Here is an 18,747-nt window from a genome sequence, read left to right on the forward strand (position 1 = left end):
CCCGACCGGTTCACGAACCGGTCGGGCGTTTTCGTTTGCGCGCGCGGCGGGTCGCTTACTTGCCGACGCCCGATGCCGCGATCTGCTTCTCGACGTACTGCGCGAACAGCGCGTGCAGATGCGTCGTCGGGTGGACCGTATCGGCGAACATGTAGGTCTGGTCCGCGTTGGCGGTCGTGTAGGTCTGCGGCGAGCAGAACAGCGACGAGCCGAAAGCGCTCGCGTCCGCGACGCCGTATTGCGTTGCCGCCGCGACCATCGCCTTCAGGTTGCACGCGGTGTCGGTGTTCGACACGGTGAAGCCGTTCGCCTGGTAGTTGGCCGCGATGCCGTCCTGCCACGTGAACGAATCGACCACCGCATACTTCGTCGCGTCGACCTTCAGCGCGGCCAGCGTGCCGACCAGCGTCTGGTTGAACAGCCCCGACAGTTGCGTGAACGCGGCCTGCGTGCCGCCCTGCAGCGCGAGCGGCGTGCCGCCGATGTCCGGCACGTTCGCGACGAACACGTGCGTCGCGCCGGACGCGACGATCTGCTGGACGAGGGCGGCGAGCTGCTGCGCGGCCAGGCCGATCGCCTGGGCGGCCGCGAGTTGGGCTGCCGGCGTGTTGCCTTGCGCCTGCGCGACTTGCGCCTGATAGAAGATGTCGTTCGCGCCGCCGTTGATCAGCACGATCTGGCCTGCGTTGAAGCTGCCGTGCTGCGACAGGTATTGCTTGACCTGGTCGGCGATCGGCGTCGTGGTGGCCTGCGCGTAGTCCGCGTTCGGCACGCTCGCATCCGCGTGGCCGATGCCCGGCTGCAGCGTCACGCGCGAGCCGCCCTGTGCATAGCCGAGGCCGCCCGTGGCCTGCAGCGGAATGCCGAAGCCGCCCTGGTTCGCGGGCTGCAGCGTGTCGCCGTAGTACTGCGCGACGTCCTGCGTCCATACCTGGCCGGGGTTGGTCGTGAAGCGGCCGCCGCCGAAGCCGAGCTTGATCTGCGAGTAGGTGCCGGTGTCCGACAGGCTGTCGCCGAACGAGACGATCTGCATCTGTACGCCGGACGGCGGCGTGTTCGATGCGCTGCTGTTGTTGTCGTCGCCGCCGCCGCATGCGGCGAGCAATGCGAGCGCGGCGCCCGCGATCGCGACCTGCGCGGTGCGCAGCAGGCGTTGCCGGTTGCGCGACGGGGTGCGTTGTTGTGATTGCATCGATGGATCTCCTCGTAGATATGGCCCATCTGCCGCGTGTCTCCTCGGGTAAAGGCTGCGCGGCGGCCGTTGGCTGAAGCGGTTTATTGGTCGCGCACGGCCGCAAGCGGCGTGGTGCGCGGATCGTGGTTTGCGGCCTCGGCGATCTGCGCATGATAAGCGCTCGCCCATTCGGGCGGGCCGAAAATCGCGCGCAGCTTGTTGCGCCATCCTTCGACGTGCAACGCGTCGGCCGCCATCGACACCCACTCGTGAAACGTCGCGACGAGCGGGTTGTTCGAGCCCAGCGGCTCGACGATTCCGTATTGCGGCGGGTCGTCGGGCGATTCCTCGACGTAGCTGCCGAACAGGCGATCCCAGATCACGAGTACACCTGCGTAATTGCGGTCGATGTAGCGCGGATTGCGCGCGTGATGCGCGCGATGGATCGACGGCGTGTTGAGCACGTATTCGAGCCAGCCGAGCTTGCCGATCGCCTGCGTGTGCACGAAGAACTGGAACGCGAGATTGATCAGCACGACGCCGACGATCTGCTGCGGCGGAAAGCCGAGCAGCGCCAGCGGCAGCCAGAACACCCACATGCCGGCGACGGGATACATCAGGCTCTGCCGGAACGCGGTCGAGAAATTCATTCGCTCGGACGAGTGGTGCACGACGTGCGCGGCCCACAGCCAGCGCACGCGATGGCTCGCGCGATGGAACACGTAGTAGAGCAGGTCCTGCCCGACGAACAGCACGGCGAACGACAGCCAGCCGTCGTGCCACGTGAACAGCCGGAAATGCGTGTAGCAGTACGCATAAACGGGAATCACGAACAGCCACGCGAGCTTGTCGGCGCCCTGGTGCATCAGCGCGAGCGCCGCGTTGCACAGCGTGTCGCGCCACGCATAGACAGGGTCCTGCGCACGTGTGCGGGCGAGGTGCCAGGCTTCCCAGCCGATGCAAAGCAGGAAGACGGGCGCCAGCGCGAGCAGAAGCAATTCGACGTCGAATCGCATGGACGTGTCTCCTCCTTTCCCCTGCAAGCCGTGAGGCCGGGCGCGTGGCCCGTTGTAGATATCGGTCAGGCCAACAGCCTACGCAATCGCCACGCGCTAGGCGAGGGGGCAGCGTAGAGGGTTCCCTCTGAGGACAGGGTTTCTACGGAAGCCGCGCGGCACGGGCGCGGGCGGTGTGGCCCCGTTTTGTGCGCAGGGCCTGCGCGGGGGCTGCGACGCATCGGCGACGGCGGCCGTTTCAAACCGCGCGCGGCGATTCAGGGGGGGCGGGGCGGCGGCTGATTGCCTGCCGGGCCCCGGGGTGAGGTGCCGCGCCGTCGCCGGCGCGAGCCGATGACGCGGCGTCAGTGCGCGCCTGCGTAGATCCATTCGAGCAGCGTGTCGTGTGCGGCGCGCGCGGCTTCGGCGTGATCGTCGTTGATGAAGCTGACGACGATGTAGCTCTGGCCGTCGGCGCCTGCCACGTAGCCCGCGATCGCGCGCACGTCGCGCAGCGTGCCGGTCTTGATGTGCGCGTTGCCGAGCACGCCGGCGTTGGTCAGGCGGTTCTTCATCGTGCCGTCGATGCCGGCGATCGGCAGCGAATCGACGAACGCCTGCGCGACGGGGCTCGCGTTCGCGGCCTGCAGCAGCGCGGCGAGCGACAGCGCGCTCACGTGCTCGTCGCGCGACAGGCCCGAGCCGTTCCGGAGCTCGAGGTCGGGCATCGCGATGCCGTTCTTCTGCAGGAACGCGTGCACCACGCGGCTCGACTGTTCCGGCGTCGCGGGCGGCCTGCCGGCGACCGCGCCGATCGTCAGGAACAGGTTGCGCGCCATCACGTTGTTGCTGAACTTGTTGATGTCGTAGACGATGTTGCCGAGCACGGGGCTTTGATGCACGGCGAGCGGACGCGCGTTGCCCGGCACCTTGCCTTCGCTGACCGGCCCCGCGATCGTGCCGCCGTCCTGCTGCCACAGCGCGAGGAAGCCGCGCGCGAAGAACGTCGTGTGATCGAGGATCGCGAGGTTGGTCGTATGCGCGCCGCAGCGCAGCGGATAGTCGCCGGCGAACGATGCCGTCATGATCCCGCCGGTGCCGGTCGACAGCGTCGGGCGCGCGGCGTCGGCGGCCGCATCGCACGAGCCCTTGCCTTCGTGCAACTGGTTGTCGATCGACAGGTCCGCGAGCGGCGGCAGCACGTCGACGGCCACCTTGCCGTCGTCGCCCGGCGTGACCGTGAACGACACAGCCTTGAACGCATACAGCAGCGGATCGGGGCCGACGTTGTACGGCGCGCTCACGTCGTCGTCGAACGACGGCAGGTCGCGCGTCGACGCCGCGAAATAGCTCTTGTCGAGCACGAGGCCGCCGGCCACGCGCTTGATGCCGGCCTTGCGGATCTTGTCGACGAGGTCGATCAGCTCCTCGGGCACGAGCTTCGGATCGCCGGTGCCCTTGATGTACAGGTTGCCCTGCAGCGTGCCGTCCGGATCGACCGGGCCGTCCGCATACGCGGTGGTGCGCCAGCGGAAGTCGGGGCCGAGGATCGACAGGCCGGAGAAGGTCGTGACGAGCTTCATCGTCGACGCCGGCAGCATCGGCCGGCTGGCGTTCCACGCGATCAGCGGCTCGGGGTTGCCGACCTGCTCGACGACAACGCTCATCGCGGACGCCGGCACCTTCGCGCGCTGCAGCGCGACGAGCACGGACGCCGGCAGGCCGGCCGCGCGCGCGGCCGGCGACACGACGACGCTCTTGTGGGCTTCCTTGTGTGACTTCTTGCGGGCTTGCGCGGACGGTGCGAAGGCAAGGGCCGCGCAGGTGGCGACGACGGCAGCGGTGCGCAGGCAGAGGCGGGCGCGGGGCGCGAGCCGGGCGGAAAGATCGGAAATCGGCATGGGCGAATACGGGAAAAGCACGAAACTCGGGCGGGGCGCGCGCGGCGCCGGAGCGCACATTGTAGAGACAAGTCCGCACACGTCCCTTGCAATCCGCCTTTCTGTTGCATTGCAAGGAGCGCCGGCAATTCGCGGCGCTACAATGGACGCCATGTTTCACTCGTCCCATGGACTCCTGTTCCGATGCGCATTCTGCTTGTCGAAGACGACCGGATGATCGCGGAGGGCGTGCGCAAGGCGCTGCGCTCCGACGGCTTCGCGGTCGACTGGGTGCAGGACGGCGACGCGGCGCTCACCGCGCTCGGCGGCGAGACGTACGACCTGCTGCTGCTCGATCTCGGCCTGCCCAAGCGCGACGGCATCGACGTGCTGCGCACGCTGCGCGCGCGCGGGCTGTCGCTGCCGGTGCTGATCGTTACCGCGCGTGACGCGGTCGCCGATCGCGTGAAGGGGCTCGACGCCGGTGCCGACGATTACCTCGTCAAGCCGTTCGATCTCGACGAGCTCGGCGCGCGCATGCGTGCGCTGATCCGTCGCCAGGCGGGGCGCAGCGAGTCGCTGATCCGCCACGGCGCGCTCACGCTCGATCCCGCGTCGCACCAGGTGACGCTCGACGGCGCGCCCGTCGCGCTGTCCGCGCGCGAGTTCGCGCTGCTCGAGGCGCTGCTCGCGCGGCCCGGTGCGGTGCTGTCGAAGAGCCAGCTCGAGGAGAAGATGTACGGCTGGGGCGAGGAGATCGGCAGCAACACGGTCGAGGTCTACATCCACGCGCTGCGCAAGAAGCTCGGTTCGGACCTGATCCGCAACGTGCGCGGGCTCGGCTACATGGTCGTCAAGGAAAGCTGACGCGTGCGGTCGATTCGTCATCAATTGCTGATCTGGCTGCTCGCGATCGTCGTCGCGGGCGTGGGCATCGCGGGCTGGCTGATCTATCGGCAGGCGCTCGCCGAAGCGAACGAGCTGTTCGACTACCAGCTGCAGGAAATCGCGGCGGCGCTGCCGTCCGAGCCGTTCTCGCAGGTGTTCGGCTCGCGCACCAACGGCGACGAAGGCATCGTGATCCAGATCTGGAATCGCAACGGCGTGCTGATGTACTTCTCGCATCCGCGCGCGCCGATCGCGCCGCGCGCGGAGCTGGGCTTCTCGACCGAGCGCACCGATCGCGGCGAATGGCGCGTGTACGGTGCGATCGTCGGCGACAACGTCGTGCAGCTCGCGCAGCCGCTGTCGGTGCGCAACCGGCTCGCGGCGAACGTCGCGCTGCGTACGCTGTGGCCGCTGATCGTGCTGCTGCCATTCCTCGGCGCGGCCGTCTGGATGATCGTCGGGCGCGGGCTCGCGCCGCTCGCCCGCGTGACGCGCGCGGTCGAGGCGCGCCGGCCGGAGGCGCTCGATCCGTTGCCCGACGCGCGCCTGCCGCTCGAGGTGCAGCCGCTCGTGCGCGCGTTGAACGGGCTGCTCGCGCGGCTGTCGGCGGCGCTCGACACGCAGAAGGCATTCGTCGCCGATGCCGCGCACGAACTGCGCACGCCGCTCGCGGCCGTGCAGATCCAGGCGCAGCTCGTCGCGCGTGCGAAGGACGACGCGTCGCGCCGCGAGGCGGTCGCCGATCTGCAGGACGGCGTCACGCGTGCGACGCGTCTCGCGGAGCAGTTGCTCGCGCTGGCGCGCGCCGAACCCGACGGCGCCACGATGCGCGAGCCGGTCGACCTGCAGGCGCTGCTCGCCGAATGCGTGGCCGCGCATGCGCCGCTCGCGCAGCGGCACGACATCGATCTCGGCTTCGAGGAGACGCGCGCGGCGACCGTCGTCGCGGACGTCGGCGCGCTGCGCGTGATGTTCGGCAACCTGCTCGACAACGCGGTGAAGTACACGCCCGACGGCGGCCGCATCGATGTTTCGCTGATGCGCGACGCGGCCGGCCGCGCCTGCGTGCAGATCGGCGACAGCGGGCCCGGCATCCCGGCCGACGAGCGCGAGCGCGTGTTCGACCGGTTCTACCGCGACAGCTCGGCGCGCTCGCGCGCCGACGTGTCGGGCAGCGGGCTCGGGCTCGCGATCGTCAAGCGCGTGGCGGCACAGCAAGGCGCAACGGTGTCGCTCGGCGACGCGGCCGCGGGCGGCCTGCTCGTGAGCGTCGTGTTCCGCGACGCCGGGATCCCGGCGCCGGCGCCCGAATCCGTCTGAAGAACGGCGCCGGTGGTCCGGCGCCGACCGGCTTAAGCCCCGCTTGAGGCCGATTAAGCCTCCTTTAAGTCAGGGTCGTTACGCTGCGTCCTAACAAAGAGGAGGTCCTACGATGAATACCCGATTCCTTGCGCGCGGTGCCGTCGCGGTCGCCGTGGCGGCCGCCCTGTCCGCCGGCTATGTCGCAGGCACCCGCCGTGCCGATCCGCAGATCATCACGCCCGCGCAGGCGGCCGCGCTGATGCCGGCCGAGGCCGCGGCGAAGACCGGCATTCCCGATTTCTCCGGGCTGGTCGAAACCTACGGCCCGGCCGTCGTGAACATCAGCGCGAAGCATGTCGTGAAGCAGGTGTCGCGACGCGTGCAGCAGCCGCAGCTGCCGATGGATCCGAGCGATCCGTTCTACCAGTTCTTCAAGCACTTCTACGGCCAGGTGCCGGGCATGGGCGGCGACGCGCAGCCGGACGACCAGCCGAGCGCGAGCCTCGGCTCGGGTTTCATCATCAGCCCCGACGGGTACATTCTCACCAACGCGCACGTGATCGACGGCGCGAACGTCGTGACGGTCAAGCTGACCGACAAGCGCGAGTACAAGGCGAAGGTCGTCGGCTCCGACAAGCAGTCCGACGTCGCGGTGCTGAAGATCGACGCGAGCGGCCTGCCGATCGTGAAGATCGGCGACCCGGCGCAGAGCAAGGTCGGCCAGTGGGTCGTCGCGATCGGTTCGCCGTACGGCTTCGACAACACGGTCACGTCGGGCATCATCAGCGCGAAGTCGCGCGCGCTGCCCGACGAGAACTACACGCCGTTCATCCAGACCGACGTGCCGGTGAATCCCGGCAACTCGGGCGGCCCGCTGTTCAACCTGCAGGGCGAGGTGATCGGCATCAACTCGATGATCTACTCGCAGACGGGCGGTTTCCAGGGCCTGTCGTTCGCGATCCCGATCAATGAGGCGATCAAGGTCAAGGACGAGCTCGTGAAGACGGGCCACGTGAGCCGCGGCCGCCTCGGCGTCGCCGTGCAGGGCCTCAACCAGACGCTCGCGAGCTCGTTCGGGCTGCAGAAGCCGGACGGCGCGCTCGTCAGCTCGGTCGACCCGAACGGCCCGGCCGCGAAGGCCGGCCTGCAGCCGGGCGACGTGATCCTGGCGGTGAACGGCTCGCCGGTTGCCGATTCCACGTCGCTGCCCGCGCAGATCGCGAACCTGAAGCCCGGCTCGAAGGCCGACCTGCAGGTGTGGCGCGACAAGGCGAAGAAGTCGATCGCCGTGACGCTCGGCGCGATGACCGACGCGAAGCTGGCGTCGAACGACGGCAGCCCGGTCGAACAGGGGCGCCTCGGCGTCGCGGTGCGTCCGCTCACGCCGCAGGAGCGCAGCGCCGACAACCTGTCGCACGGGCTGATCGTGCAGCAGGCCGGCGGTCCGGCTGCCAGCGCGGGCATCCAGCCCGGCGACGTGATCCTCGCGGTCAACGGCCGCCCGGTCACGAGCCCCGAGCAGTTGCGCGATGCGGTCAAGGGAGCAGGCAACAGTCTTGCTCTGTTGATTCAGCGCGATAATGCACAGATCTTCGTGCCGGTCGACCTGAGCTGACCGGCGGCCGTTGCGGGCCGGCCTGGCCGGCCCCGGCGGGCGCCGCCGTCGTTCGGCCCCGTGGTGCTGTGTTCCGACCCAAAAGGAGAGAGCCATGCAATATCTACGCAACGTGTCCCGATTTGCCGTCGCCGCGGCGCTGGCCGCGGGCCTCGCAGCCGCCGCGACCGGCGCGTACGCGCAGTCGGACGGCTTGCCCGCAGCGAGCCAGCAGGGCGATGTGAGCTACGTGTCAGGCGGCATCGGCAAGGATCAATCGACGGCATTCGAGCGCAACGAGGCGGCGTGGCCGCTCGCGCTGCGCTTCACCGGCAAGGGCGGTGAATATCTGGCCGACGTCCACGTGCGGATCGTCGACGGCAAGAGCAACGAAGTGCTGAAGACGGACGCACGCGGGCCGTACATGCTCGTGAAGCTGCCGCCGGGGCACTACACCGTCCATGCGTCGTACCAGGGCAGCGACGAGTCGCGCGCGGTCACGGTCGGTTCGAAGGGCGGCGCGAAAGCGGCGTTCCAGTGGAGCGCCCAGTAAATTGTCGGCGCGGCCCCGTCCGGGGTCGCGCAATCGGACGAAGTTTCGCCCATAATGAAAGCCACGGCTGCGTGCCGTGGCTTTTTCGTTTCCAGCGCCCGGCCTGCCCGCCGGGGCCGCCCGAAGGAGAAACGATGTCCGATTCCCCTCGCCTCGAAATCGTGCCGAACCGCCATCGCGTGCGGGTGATTCATCGCGGCATCACGTATGCCGATTCGCAGGGTGCGCTGACGGTGCGCGAAGCGGGTTTGCCGGACATTCACTATCTGCCGCGCGACGACGTCAATATGCGCCGGCTGGTGAAGTCGGGCGTCACGACGGCCTGTCCGTTGAAGGGTGAGGCCGTGCATTTCGATTTGCAGACCGAAGACGGCGTGATCGAGAACGCCGCATGGAGTTACGAGGAACCGCGGGAGGCCGCGTCCGCGCTTGCGCACTACGTTGCCTTCGACGCCGCACGGATCGACAGTCTCGTCGAGACATCCTGATGCGGCACGCGTTCATCGGGGAGGCATCATGGAACTGAACGACACGTTACGCGTACCGCTCGCGCCGGCGATCGTGCGGGACGCGCTCGAGGATCTCGCGCTGCTGCGGGCGAGCTTCGACCATTGCGAATCGTTCGTGAAGCTGCCGCACGGCGAGTTCGCGCTGACGATCACGGTGCCGCTCGGTCCGCTGCGCGCGCGCTACGACGTGCGCGCGCATTCGGCCGGCGAGCAGGGCGATGCGGAAGGGCGGCCGCGCCGCGTGCTCAACTTCAAGGCGCGGGCCGACGGCCTCGGGGCGCTGCGCGGTCAGGTCGAGCTCATGCTGCTGCCGGACGACGATGACGCCGATGCGACGCGCATCGACTACGTGGTGTGGGCGACCGCGAGCGGGCCGCTCGCCGAATTGCCGGCGCGGCAGATCGAGAACGCGCTGCGCGAATGGACCGACGATTTCTTCCGCGAATTCTGCGCGGTCGTGCAGGCGAAGCACGGACTCGTGCCGAACCGTGCGCGCCCGGGCCCGCAGCGTCGCCAGCACGTGTTCCTGCGGCCCGCGTCGATCATGGCCGCGACGAAGCGTCCGCTGCCGCCGCACGTGGGCGGCGCGCTGAGCGGTCGCGCCGCCAGTGCGCTCCATCATCGCGAATCCGGCCCGTTGCCCGTGTGGGTATGGGCGGCGATCATCGTGTTCGTCGCGCTGCTGCTTTACGCGGCGCGCTGGATCAACGGCGCCTGAACGCGCAGGCTGGTGGCCGGCCGCCGGCGGTTGCCGCGGCGGCCGCTACCGTCGCGCGTCGGTCCCGGCGCCGCGAAATTCCTTCCGATAGGCCGACGGCGACGTGCCGAGCGCGCCGGCGAAATGCTGGCGCAGCGACACGCTCGACCCGTACCCGGCCGCCTGCGCGATCGCATCGATCGATTGTCCGGTGGTTTCCAGCAGATGCTGCGCGCGCGTGAGCCGCTCCGCCTGCAGCCACGCGGTGACGGTCGTGCCGGTGGCCTGGCGGAAATGGCGCGTGAACGTGCGCCGGCTCATCAGCGCGCGGTCGGCGAGCGAATCGACGCTGTGCGCGACGTCCAGATGCGCGCGCACCCAGTCGAGCAGCGCCGCGAGCCGCGCGTCGCGCGGATGCGCGGCGACCGGCTGCGGCACGTATTGCGCCTGCCCGCCCTGGCGGTGCGGCGGGATCACGAGGCGGCGGGCGATCTGGTTCGCCGCGTCCGAGCCGAAGCGGCGGCGCACGACGTGCAGGCAGCAGTCGAGCCCCGCGGCCGTGCCGGCCGACGTCATCAGGTTGCCGTCGTCGACGTACAACACGTCGGGATCGAGCTTCACGCGCGGAAAGCGCTGCGCGAAATCGTCGGCCCACGCCCAGTGCGTCGTGGCCGGCCGCCCGTCGAGCAGCCCGGCCGCGGCGAGCACGTACGCGCCGAGGCACAGGCCGACGAGCTGCGCGCCGCGCGCGGCGGCTGCACGCACCGCGTCCAGCATCGCGTCGGGCGGCGCTTCGTCCGGGTCGCGCCATGCCGGCACGATCACGATGTCCGCGTCGTCGAGCGCATCGAGCCCGTACGGCGCGGTGATCGTGAAGCCGCCAGTCGTCGACAGCGGCCCGCGCTCGGCCGAGCACACGCGAAACTCGAACGCGGGCGTCGCGGCCGCATCGCGTTCCTTGCCGAACACGACGGACGGCACCGACAGGTGGAACGGGCTGATGCCGTCGTACGCGATCACGGCGACGACGGTCGGGGCAGGGGCAACGGGCGACGCAACGGCGCTCATGGCGGGCTCCGGGAGGGTGATGGCCCGATTCTATCGAAGAATGGCAATCGGGCCACTGTCCGCGTGCGCGGCACGATCCGACAATGCATCGCATCGCGCCGCCGGCCGCACCGTTCCGGAGCGGGGCGGCGCCGCCGAACCTGGAGCCAGCCATGTCGAATGCCGCGTCGTCTTCCGCTTCCCGCCGTGCCCTTGTCGTGATCGATGTCCAGAACGAATACGTGACGGGCAACCTGCCGATCGAGTATCCGCCCGTCGACGTATCGCTCGCGAACATCGGCCGCGCGATCGACGCCGCGCATGCGGCCGGCGTGCCCGTGATCGTGGTCCGGCACGTCGCGCCGGCCGGCGCGCCGATCTTCGCGCCCGGCACGGACGGCGTCGCGCTGCACCCGGTCGTCGCCGGGCGGCCGTACGCGCACCTGATCGAGAAGGCGCAGGCCAGCGCGTTCGCCGGCACCGACCTCGCCGCGTGGCTCGCGGCGCACGGCGTCGACACGCTCGCGGTCGCCGGCTACATGACGCACAACTGCAACGCATCGACCGTCTATCACGCGGCGCACGCGGGGTTGAACGTCGAGTATCTGGCGGACGCAACCGGCGCGTTGCCTTACGGGAATGAAGCGGGCACGGTGAGCGCCGAGGAGATTCACCGCGCGTACACGGTGGTGTTCCAGTCGAATTTCGCGGCGGTGATGTCGACCGATGCGTGGATCGCCGGACTCGCCGGTGCGGCGATGCCCGGGCGCGATTCGGTGGCCGCGTCGAACCGGCGGGCCCGCGCGCAACGCGTGAAGGCGGCCTGAGCGAATCGGGGAGGGCAGGGGAAGCGAGCGGGCGGCGCGGTGCCGCCGCCCGTGCGCGGCCGGGACGATCGGCCGCCGATGACGATGAAACGGCGCGCATCGCGCCGTCGGCGGGCGGGCGTCAGTCGCCCATTTTCAGCATCGCGGGGCTGTAGCGCAGCATGTCGAAGCAGCCGTCGACGAGCTTTTCCGCATGCTGCTCGGCATCGATCTCGTCGGGCAGCATCAGCATGTCGCGCACGAAGCCGCTCACGAGCGTGTGCAGCATCAGCGTCGCGCGCCACGTGTCGAGCCGCTCGGGCAGCAGCTTGAGCCGCACGGCCACGGCGAGATCGGCGTCGATCGCATGCAGCGCCTCGCTCATCCCCGCGCGGTTGCGCTGCAATAATGGTTCCATATCGGCGACGTACTCGCACTTCATGAACAGGATGCTGAACACGCGCCGCAGCTGCGAGTCGCGCTGCACGCCGAGCAGGCACCAGATCAGGATCTTGCGGATCTTGTCGAGCGGGTTGCCGCCGGGCGCGTCGAGCGGCATCGTCTTCAGTTCGTCGATCGGCAGAAACACGCGGTCGAACATCGCGTCGAACAGTTCGCTCTTGTTCGCGAAATGCCAGTAGATCGCGCCGCGCGTCACGCCGGCGTGATGGGCGATGTCCGCGAGCGACGTGTGCGACACGCCTTTCTCGAAGAACACATGTTCGGCGGCATCGAGAATGCGGTTGCGCGTCTCGAGTGCCTCCTCCTTGGTGCGTCTGACCATGTGCAGGCCTGAATGGGTCGATCGTAGGTGAATATAGGGTCTGCAACCCTCGTCGCTATTGCGTGGAGCGGCTATGCTTGCGACTGGTAATAGTTCGTAAGACTGCGCAGTTGGCGGCGGGCGAGCGGGCTTTTTACATACATTCGTGAATGTATATACAATACCACCCTACGATCGAATGACCCAAGTGGCAATCAGTTAATATCCCACTCTGCTGATTCCCGCCCAAGTAACCGTCCGCAGTTCGCGGCATCTCGTCGGCACGGAGGTTTCGTGCCGACGTGCTGTATCCAGCAGTCCAGTAATTCAGGTGTTCGATCTGCGCCGCAAGGCGCATCCGTGTGGCGTTCCGCTCGGGCGCCGCACTTATTCCAATGGTTATACACAGAGGTCGCTCCATGCGCGTCGAACGGGTTCCATACCGCTTACTCACTGTCGCGACGGCCGCCGTTTTCCTGGCCGCGTGCGGGAAAAAAGAATCGGCACCGCCGCCGCAAACGCCGGAAGTCGGCGTCGTCACAGTCCAGCCGCAAAACGTACCGGTCTTCACCGAACTGCCGGGCCGCACCAGCGCATTCCTCGTCGCGCAGGTCCGCGCGCGGGTCGACGGCATCGTGCTGCGCCGTGAATTCACCGAAGGCAGCGACGTGAAGGCCGGCCAGCGCCTCTACAAGATCGATCCGGCCCCGTACATCGCCGCGCTGAACAGCGCGAAGGCGACGCTGGCGAAGGCGCAGGCGAACCTCGTCACGCAGAACGCGCTGGTCGCGCGCTACAAGGTGCTGGTGGCCGCGAACGCGGTCAGCAAGCAGGACTACGACAACGCGGTGGCCACGCAGGGCCAGGCCGCGGCGGACGTCGCGGCCGGCAAGGCGGCGGTCGACACCGCGCAGATCAACCTCGGCTATACGGATGTCGTGTCGCCGATCACCGGCCGCGTCGGCATTTCGCAGGTCACGCCAGGCGCTTACGTGCAGGCGAGCCAGGCGACGCTGATGTCGACGGTGCAGCAGCTCGACCCGGTATATGTCGACCTGACGCAGTCGAGCCTCGACGGGCTGAAGCTGCGCCAGGACGTGCAGAGCGGCAAGCTGAAGACGAGCGGCCCGGGCGCGGCGAAGGTGTCGCTGATCCTGGAAGACGGCAAGACGTATTCGGAAGCCGGCAAGCTGCAGTTCTCGGACGTGACGGTCGACCAGACCACCGGTTCGGTGACCATCCGCGCGGTGTTCCCGAACCCGGGCCGCGTGCTGCTGCCGGGGATGTTCGTGCGGGCACGGATCGAGGAAGGCGTGAACGAGAACGCGTTCCTGGTGCCGCAGATCGGCGTCACGCATGACCAGAAGGGCCAGGCGATCGCGATGGTCGTGAACGCGAGCGACAAGGTCGAGTCGCATCCGCTGAAGACGAGCGGCATGCAGGGTCAGAACTGGATCGTCGAAGGCGGTCTGGAAGCGGGCGACCGCGTGATCGTGCAGGGTATCGACAAGGTGCGTCCGGGTGCGGCCGTGAAGGCTGTGCCGGCGCAGTTGCCGGCACCGGACGCAGCATCGGGTGCTGCCGCATCCGCCGCGCCGGCCGCCGCCGGTTCCGGTGCCGCCGCCGCATCGGGCGCTGCACCGGCGAGCGCCGCCGCTGCGTCGAGCGCGCAATAACAGGGAGCCTGTTTCATGGCAAAGTTTTTTATCGATCGCCCGATCTTCGCGTGGGTGATCGCCATCATCCTGATGCTGGCCGGGGTTGCGGCGATCTTCACGCTGCCGATCTCGCAGTATCCGACGATCGCGCCGCCATCGATCCAGATCACCGCGAACTACCCGGGCGCTTCCGCGAAGACGGTGGAAGACACGGTGACGCAGGTGATCGAGCAGCAGATGAGCGGTCTCGACAACTTCCTGTACATGTCGTCGACGAGTGACGACTCGGGCAACGCCACGATCACGCTGACGTTCGCACCGGGCACCAACGCCGACATCGCACAGGTTCAGGTCCAGAACAAGCTGTCGCTCGCGACGCCGATTCTGCCGCAGGTCGTGCAGCAGCTCGGCCTCAAGGTGACGAAGTCGAGCAGCAGCTTCCTGCTGGTGCTCGCCTTCAACTCCGAAGACGGCAGCATGAACAAGTACGACCTCGCGAACTTCGTGGCGTCGCACGTGCAGGATCCGATCAGCCGGTTGAACGGCGTCGGTACCGTCACGCTGTTCGGCTCGCAGTACGCGATGCGGATCTGGCTCGACCCGAACCGCCTGACGAACTACGGCCTCACGCCGGTCGACGTCAGCTCGGCGATCACAGCGCAGAACGTGCAGATCGCGGGCGGCCAGATCGGCGGCACGCCGGCCAAGCCGGGCACCGTGCTGCAGGCGACGATCACCGAATCGACGCTGCTGCAGACGCCCGAGCAGTTCGGCAACATCCTGCTGAAGGTCAACCAGGACGGCTCGCAGGTTCGCCTGAAGGACGTCGCGCAGATCGGCCTCGGCGGTGAGAACTACAACTTCGACACGAAGTACAACGGTCAGCCGACGGCCGGCCTCGGTATCCAGCTCGCGACCAACGCGAACGCGCTCGCGACCGCGAAGGCCGTGCGCGCGAAGATCGACGAGCTCGCACCGTTCTTCCCGCACGGCCTCGTCGTGAAGTATCCGTACGACACGACGCCGTTCGTGAAGCTGTCGATCGAGGAAGTGGTCAAGACGCTGCTCGAAGGGATCGTGCTCGTGTTCCTCGTGATGTATCTGTTCCTGCAGAACCTGCGGGCGACGATCATCCCGACGATCGCGGTGCCGGTGGTGCTGCTCGGCACGTTCGCGATCATGTCGATGGTGGGCTTCTCGATCAACACGCTGTCGATGTTCGGCCTCGTGCTCGCGATCGGCCTGCTGGTGGACGATGCGATCGTGGTGGTGGAGAACGTCGAGCGCGTGATGGCGGAAGAGGGGCTGTCTCCAAGGGAGGCGACCCGCAAGGCGATGGGCCAGATCACCGGCGCGCTCGTCGGCGTGGCGCTCGTGCTGTCGGCGGTGTTCGTGCCGGTCGCGTTCTCCGGCGGTTCGGTCGGCGCGATCTATCGCCAGTTCTCGCTGACGATCGTGTCGGCGATGGTGCTGTCCGTGCTGGTCGCGCTGATTCTGACGCCCGCATTGTGCGCGACGATCCTCAAGCCGATCCCGGAAGGCCATCACGAAGAGAAGAAGGGCTTCTTCGGCTGGTTCAACCGCACGTTCAACAACAGCCGCGACAAGTACCACGTCGGCGTGCACCACGTGATCAAGCGCTCGGGCCGCTGGCTCATCATCTATCTGGTCGTGATCGTCGCGGTCGGGCTGCTGTTCGTGCGCCTGCCGAAGTCGTTCCTGCCCGATGAAGACCAGGGCCTGATGTTCGTGATCGTGCAGACGCCGTCGGGGTCGACGCAGGAAACGACCGCGAAGACGCTCGCGAACATTTCCGACTACCTGCTGAAGGACGAGAAGAACATCGTCGAATCGACGTTCACGGTCAACGGCTTCAGCTTCGCCGGCCGCGGCCAGAACTCGGGTCTCGTGTTCGTGAAGCTGAAGGACTTCTCGGAGCGCCAGCATGCGAACGAGAAGGTCCAGGCGCTGATCGGCCGGATGTTCGGTCGCTACGCGGGCTACAAGGACGCGGTCGTGATTCCGTTCAACCCGCCGTCGATTCCGGAACTCGGCACCGCCGCCGGCTTCGACTTCGAGCTGACGGACAACGCGGGTCTCGGCCACGACGCGCTGATGGCCGCGCGTAACCAGCTGCTCGGGATGGCCTCGAAGGATCCGACGCTGCAGGGCGTGCGTCCGAACGGGCTGAACGATACGCCGCAGTACAAGGTCGACATCGATCGCGAGAAGGCGAACGCGCTCGGCGTGACGGCGGATGCGATCGACCAGACGTTCTCGATCGCGTGGGCGTCGAAGTACGTGAACAACTTCCTCGACACCGACGGCCGGATCAAGAAGGTGTACGTGCAGTCGGACGCACCGTTCCGGATGACGCCGGAGGACATGAACATCTGGTACGTGCGCAACGGGTCGGGCGGGATGGTGCCGTTCAGCGCGTTCGCGACCGGTCACTGGACGTACGGTTCGCCGAAGCTCGAGCGTTACAACGGCGTGTCGGCGATGGAAATCCAGGGTCAGGCCGCACCGGGCAAGTCGACCGGTCAGGCGATGACGGCGATGGAAGGGATCGCGAAGAAACTGCCGGTGGGTATCGGCTATTCGTGGACCGGCCTGTCGTTCCAGGAAATCCAGTCGGGCTCGCAGGCGCCGATCCTGTACGCGATCTCGATCCTGGTCGTGTTCCTGTGTCTCGCGGCACTGTATGAAAGCTGGTCGATCCCGTTCTCGGTGATCATGGTGGTGCCGCTCGGCGTGATCGGCGCACTGCTCGCGGCGACGATGCGCGGCCTCGAGAACGACGTGTTCTTCCAGGTCGGCCTGTTGACCACGGTGGGCTTGTCCGCGAAGAACGCGATCCTGATCGTCGAGTTCGCGCGCGAGTTGCAGCAGACGGAGAAGATGGGGCCGATCGAGGCCGCGCTGGAAGCGGCGCGCCTGCGGCTGCGTCCGATCCTGATGACGTCGCTCGCGTTCATTCTCGGCGTGCTGCCGCTCGCGATCAGCAACGGCGCGGGTTCGGCGAGCCAGCACGCGATCGGTACCGGCGTGATCGGCGGGATGATCACGGCGACGTTCCTCGCGATCTTCATGATCCCGATGTTCTTCGTGAAGATTCGTTCGATCTTCAGCGGCGAGAAGGAAGACGTCGACGAGGCGCTGCGCCTGGCTCAGGAGCACTCGCACCACGAAGAGGAGCCGGGCAACGGCGACGAAGGCAACAAGGGACAGTGATGATGCAAAAACACGCTTTGACTGCAATCGCGGTCGCGCTCTTTGCCACGGGCTGCACGATGGCGCCGCATTACAAGCGGCCCGACGCGCCCGTCGCGCAGGCGTACCCGGCCGAAGGCGTCTATGCGACGCAGCCGGGTGCTTCCGGTGCACGCAGCGCGAACGGCCAGGCGGCCACCGCCATCGGCTGGCGCGAATTCTTCGTCGATCCGCGCCTGCAGCGGCTGATCGAGATCGCGCTGAAGAACAATCGCGACCTGCGCGTGTCGGTGCTGAACATCGAGGCGGCGCGCGCGCAGTACCAGATCACGCGCGCGGGCCTGTTCCCGACGCTCGACGGCACGGGCACGGGCAATATCCAGCGCGTGCCGCAGGGCCTGTCGACGACGGGCGCGCCGTACATCTCGCGCGCCTACAACGTCGGGCTCTCGGCGTCGTGGGAGCTCGACCTGTTCGGCCGCGTGCAGAGCCTGAAGGACCAGGCCCTCGCGCAGTACCTGTCGACGTCCTATGCGCGCCAGGCGCAGGAAATCTCGCTGGTGTCGCAGGTGGCTGACCAGTACCTGACGCTGCTGTCGACCGACGATCTGCTGCAGGTCACGGAAAACACGCTGAAGACGGCACAGGACTCGTACAACCTGACGAAGCTGCAGTTCGACAACGGCACGGGCTCCGAGCTCGACCTGCGTCAGGCGCAGACGGTCGTCGAGACGGCACTCGCGAACCAGCAGTCGCAGGCACGCGCACGCGCTCAGGCGCTGAACGCGCTGGTGCTGCTGATCGGCGAGCCGCTGCCGGACGACCTGCCGGCAGGCATGCCGCTCGACGCGCAGAACCTGCTGACGGACGTGCCGGCCGGCCTGCCGTCGGACCTGCTCACGCGCCGTCCGGACGTGATGCAGGCCGAGCAGACGCTGCTGGCCGCGAACGCGAACATCGGTGCGGCACGCGCGGCATTCTTCCCGCGCATTTCGCTGACGGGCGCGTTCGGCACCGGCAGCCCGACGCTCGGCGGCCTCTTCAAGGCCGGCACGGCGGCGTGGTCGTTCGCGCCGCAGATCACGATGCCGATCTTCGAAGGCGGGCAGAACATCGCGAACCTGAACCTCGCGAACGTGCAGAAGCGCATCGAGATCGCCAACTACGAGAAGGCGATCCAGTCGGCCTTCCGCGAAGTGTCGGACGGGCTGGCCGCACGCGGCACGTACGACCAGCAGATCGCCGCGCTCGAGCGCAACGAGCACGCGCAGCAGCGCCGCTTCGACCTGTCGGACCTGCGTTACAAGAACGGTGTCGACAGCTACCTGTCGGTGCTGACCGCGCAGACGGACCTGTACTCCGCACAGCAGACGCTGATCAGCGCGCGCCTGGCGCGCTGGACGAATCTCGTCGATCTGTATCGCGCGCTGGGCGGCGGCTGGATCCAGCACGCGGGCGAGACGCCGCGCGCGCCGGATCAGACGGTCGACTACGACAAGGCAGCCGCACCGGCGCCTGCGTCGGCAGCGACGACGAACGGGTAAGCACGACGGCGGGCAGGGGCGGGCGACCGCTCCGGTTCGCCGAAGCGCTGGACCGTACATGCAAAACGCCACGGACGAGCGTCCGTGGCGTTTTCTTTTTGGGCGGCGGGTTTGCGGTGAGGGC

At 68.0% G+C, this 18,747-nt stretch carries 15 protein-coding genes; 10 read left to right on the forward strand and 5 right to left on the reverse strand.

Annotation, left to right across the window (positions count from 1 at the left end; genetic code table 11):
• Nucleotides 1-55: 55 nt before the first annotated feature.
• The 3 genes from BME24068_RS00755 to dacB all read right to left on the reverse strand — a co-directional run bounded on the left by BME24068_RS00755 (nt 56) and on the right by dacB (nt 4,070).
• Entirely contained in the window at nt 56-1,192 is a 1,137-nt protein-coding gene (locus BME24068_RS00755; protein WP_174924878.1) for an SGNH/GDSL hydrolase family protein, read from the reverse strand.
• 83 nt (nt 1,193-1,275) lie between these two features.
• Nucleotides 1,276-2,190, reverse strand: a complete 915-nt coding sequence (locus tag BME24068_RS00760) for a sterol desaturase family protein (RefSeq protein ID WP_174924879.1) — start codon at nt 2,188-2,190, stop codon at nt 1,276-1,278.
• Between the two features lie 344 nt (nt 2,191-2,534).
• A complete protein-coding gene (gene dacB, locus BME24068_RS00765) occupies nt 2,535-4,070 on the reverse strand; it encodes a D-alanyl-D-alanine carboxypeptidase/D-alanyl-D-alanine endopeptidase (RefSeq protein WP_174924880.1) in 1,536 nt (511 codons plus the stop codon).
• A 183-nt stretch (nt 4,071-4,253) separates the two neighbouring features.
• Here dacB and BME24068_RS00770 point away from each other — a divergent pair, with 183 nt between their 5' ends.
• The 6 genes from BME24068_RS00770 to BME24068_RS00795 all read left to right on the forward strand — a co-directional run bounded on the left by BME24068_RS00770 (nt 4,254) and on the right by BME24068_RS00795 (nt 9,613).
• A complete protein-coding gene (locus BME24068_RS00770) occupies nt 4,254-4,916 on the forward strand; it encodes a response regulator (protein WP_041490448.1) in 663 nt (220 codons plus the stop codon).
• 3 nt (nt 4,917-4,919) lie between these two features.
• Entirely contained in the window at nt 4,920-6,257 is a 1,338-nt protein-coding gene (locus BME24068_RS00775) for an ATP-binding protein (RefSeq protein WP_174924881.1), read from the forward strand.
• A gap of 112 nt (nt 6,258-6,369) precedes the next feature.
• Nucleotides 6,370-7,854: a DegQ family serine endoprotease gene (locus tag BME24068_RS00780; RefSeq protein WP_096507200.1), complete on the forward strand. Its 1,485-nt coding sequence runs from the start codon at nt 6,370-6,372 to the stop codon at nt 7,852-7,854.
• Nucleotides 7,855-7,948: 94 nt separating this feature from the next.
• Nucleotides 7,949-8,386: a carboxypeptidase-like regulatory domain-containing protein gene (locus BME24068_RS00785; protein WP_096507201.1), complete on the forward strand. Its 438-nt coding sequence runs from the start codon at nt 7,949-7,951 to the stop codon at nt 8,384-8,386.
• A 134-nt stretch (nt 8,387-8,520) separates the two neighbouring features.
• Nucleotides 8,521-8,874: a DUF427 domain-containing protein gene (locus BME24068_RS00790; RefSeq protein ID WP_096507202.1), complete on the forward strand. Its 354-nt coding sequence runs from the start codon at nt 8,521-8,523 to the stop codon at nt 8,872-8,874.
• A 28-nt stretch (nt 8,875-8,902) separates the two neighbouring features.
• Nucleotides 8,903-9,613 (forward strand): SRPBCC family protein, encoded by a 711-nt coding sequence (locus BME24068_RS00795; RefSeq protein WP_096507203.1) that lies wholly within the window; start codon nt 8,903-8,905, stop codon nt 9,611-9,613.
• A gap of 45 nt (nt 9,614-9,658) precedes the next feature.
• On the opposite strand, the gene BME24068_RS00800 is transcribed toward BME24068_RS00795, so the two are convergent.
• On the reverse strand, nt 9,659-10,660 hold the full coding sequence (locus BME24068_RS00800) for a helix-turn-helix domain-containing protein (protein WP_096507204.1): 1,002 nt from the start codon (nt 10,658-10,660) through the stop codon (nt 9,659-9,661).
• 152 nt (nt 10,661-10,812) lie between these two features.
• Here BME24068_RS00800 and BME24068_RS00805 point away from each other — a divergent pair, with 152 nt between their 5' ends.
• Nucleotides 10,813-11,466 carry a cysteine hydrolase family protein gene (locus BME24068_RS00805; protein ID WP_096507214.1) on the forward strand — a complete coding sequence of 218 codons (654 nt, stop codon included), beginning with the start codon at nt 10,813-10,815 and terminating at the stop codon, nt 11,464-11,466.
• Between the two features lie 121 nt (nt 11,467-11,587).
• Here BME24068_RS00805 and BME24068_RS00810 read toward each other — a convergent pair whose 3' ends face one another.
• Nucleotides 11,588-12,229 carry a TetR family transcriptional regulator gene (locus tag BME24068_RS00810; protein WP_096507205.1) on the reverse strand — a complete coding sequence of 214 codons (642 nt, stop codon included), beginning with the start codon at nt 12,227-12,229 and terminating at the stop codon, nt 11,588-11,590.
• 398 nt (nt 12,230-12,627) lie between these two features.
• Between BME24068_RS00810 and BME24068_RS00815 the strand changes: the two genes are divergently transcribed.
• Genes BME24068_RS00815 through BME24068_RS00825 form a run of 3 tightly spaced genes read left to right on the forward strand, consistent with a single transcriptional unit; the run spans nt 12,628 to nt 18,623 of the window.
• Nucleotides 12,628-13,884, forward strand: a complete 1,257-nt coding sequence (locus tag BME24068_RS00815; protein WP_096507206.1) for an efflux RND transporter periplasmic adaptor subunit — start codon at nt 12,628-12,630, stop codon at nt 13,882-13,884.
• Between the two features lie 15 nt (nt 13,885-13,899).
• The gene (gene bpeB, locus BME24068_RS00820; protein WP_174924882.1) at nt 13,900-17,100 is read left to right on the forward strand and encodes an efflux RND transporter permease BpeB; all 3,201 of its coding nucleotides are present in this window, start codon (nt 13,900-13,902) and stop codon (nt 17,098-17,100) included.
• Nucleotides 17,100-18,623 (forward strand): efflux transporter outer membrane subunit, encoded by a 1,524-nt coding sequence (locus tag BME24068_RS00825; RefSeq protein ID WP_174924883.1) that lies wholly within the window; start codon nt 17,100-17,102, stop codon nt 18,621-18,623. The genes bpeB and BME24068_RS00825 overlap by 1 nt, the downstream gene beginning before the upstream one ends.
• Nucleotides 18,624-18,747 lie beyond the last annotated feature (124 nt).

It is taken from the genome of Burkholderia anthina (assembly GCF_902498995.1).
GTDB classification, from domain to species: Bacteria; Pseudomonadota; Gammaproteobacteria; order Burkholderiales; family Burkholderiaceae; genus Burkholderia; species Burkholderia anthina.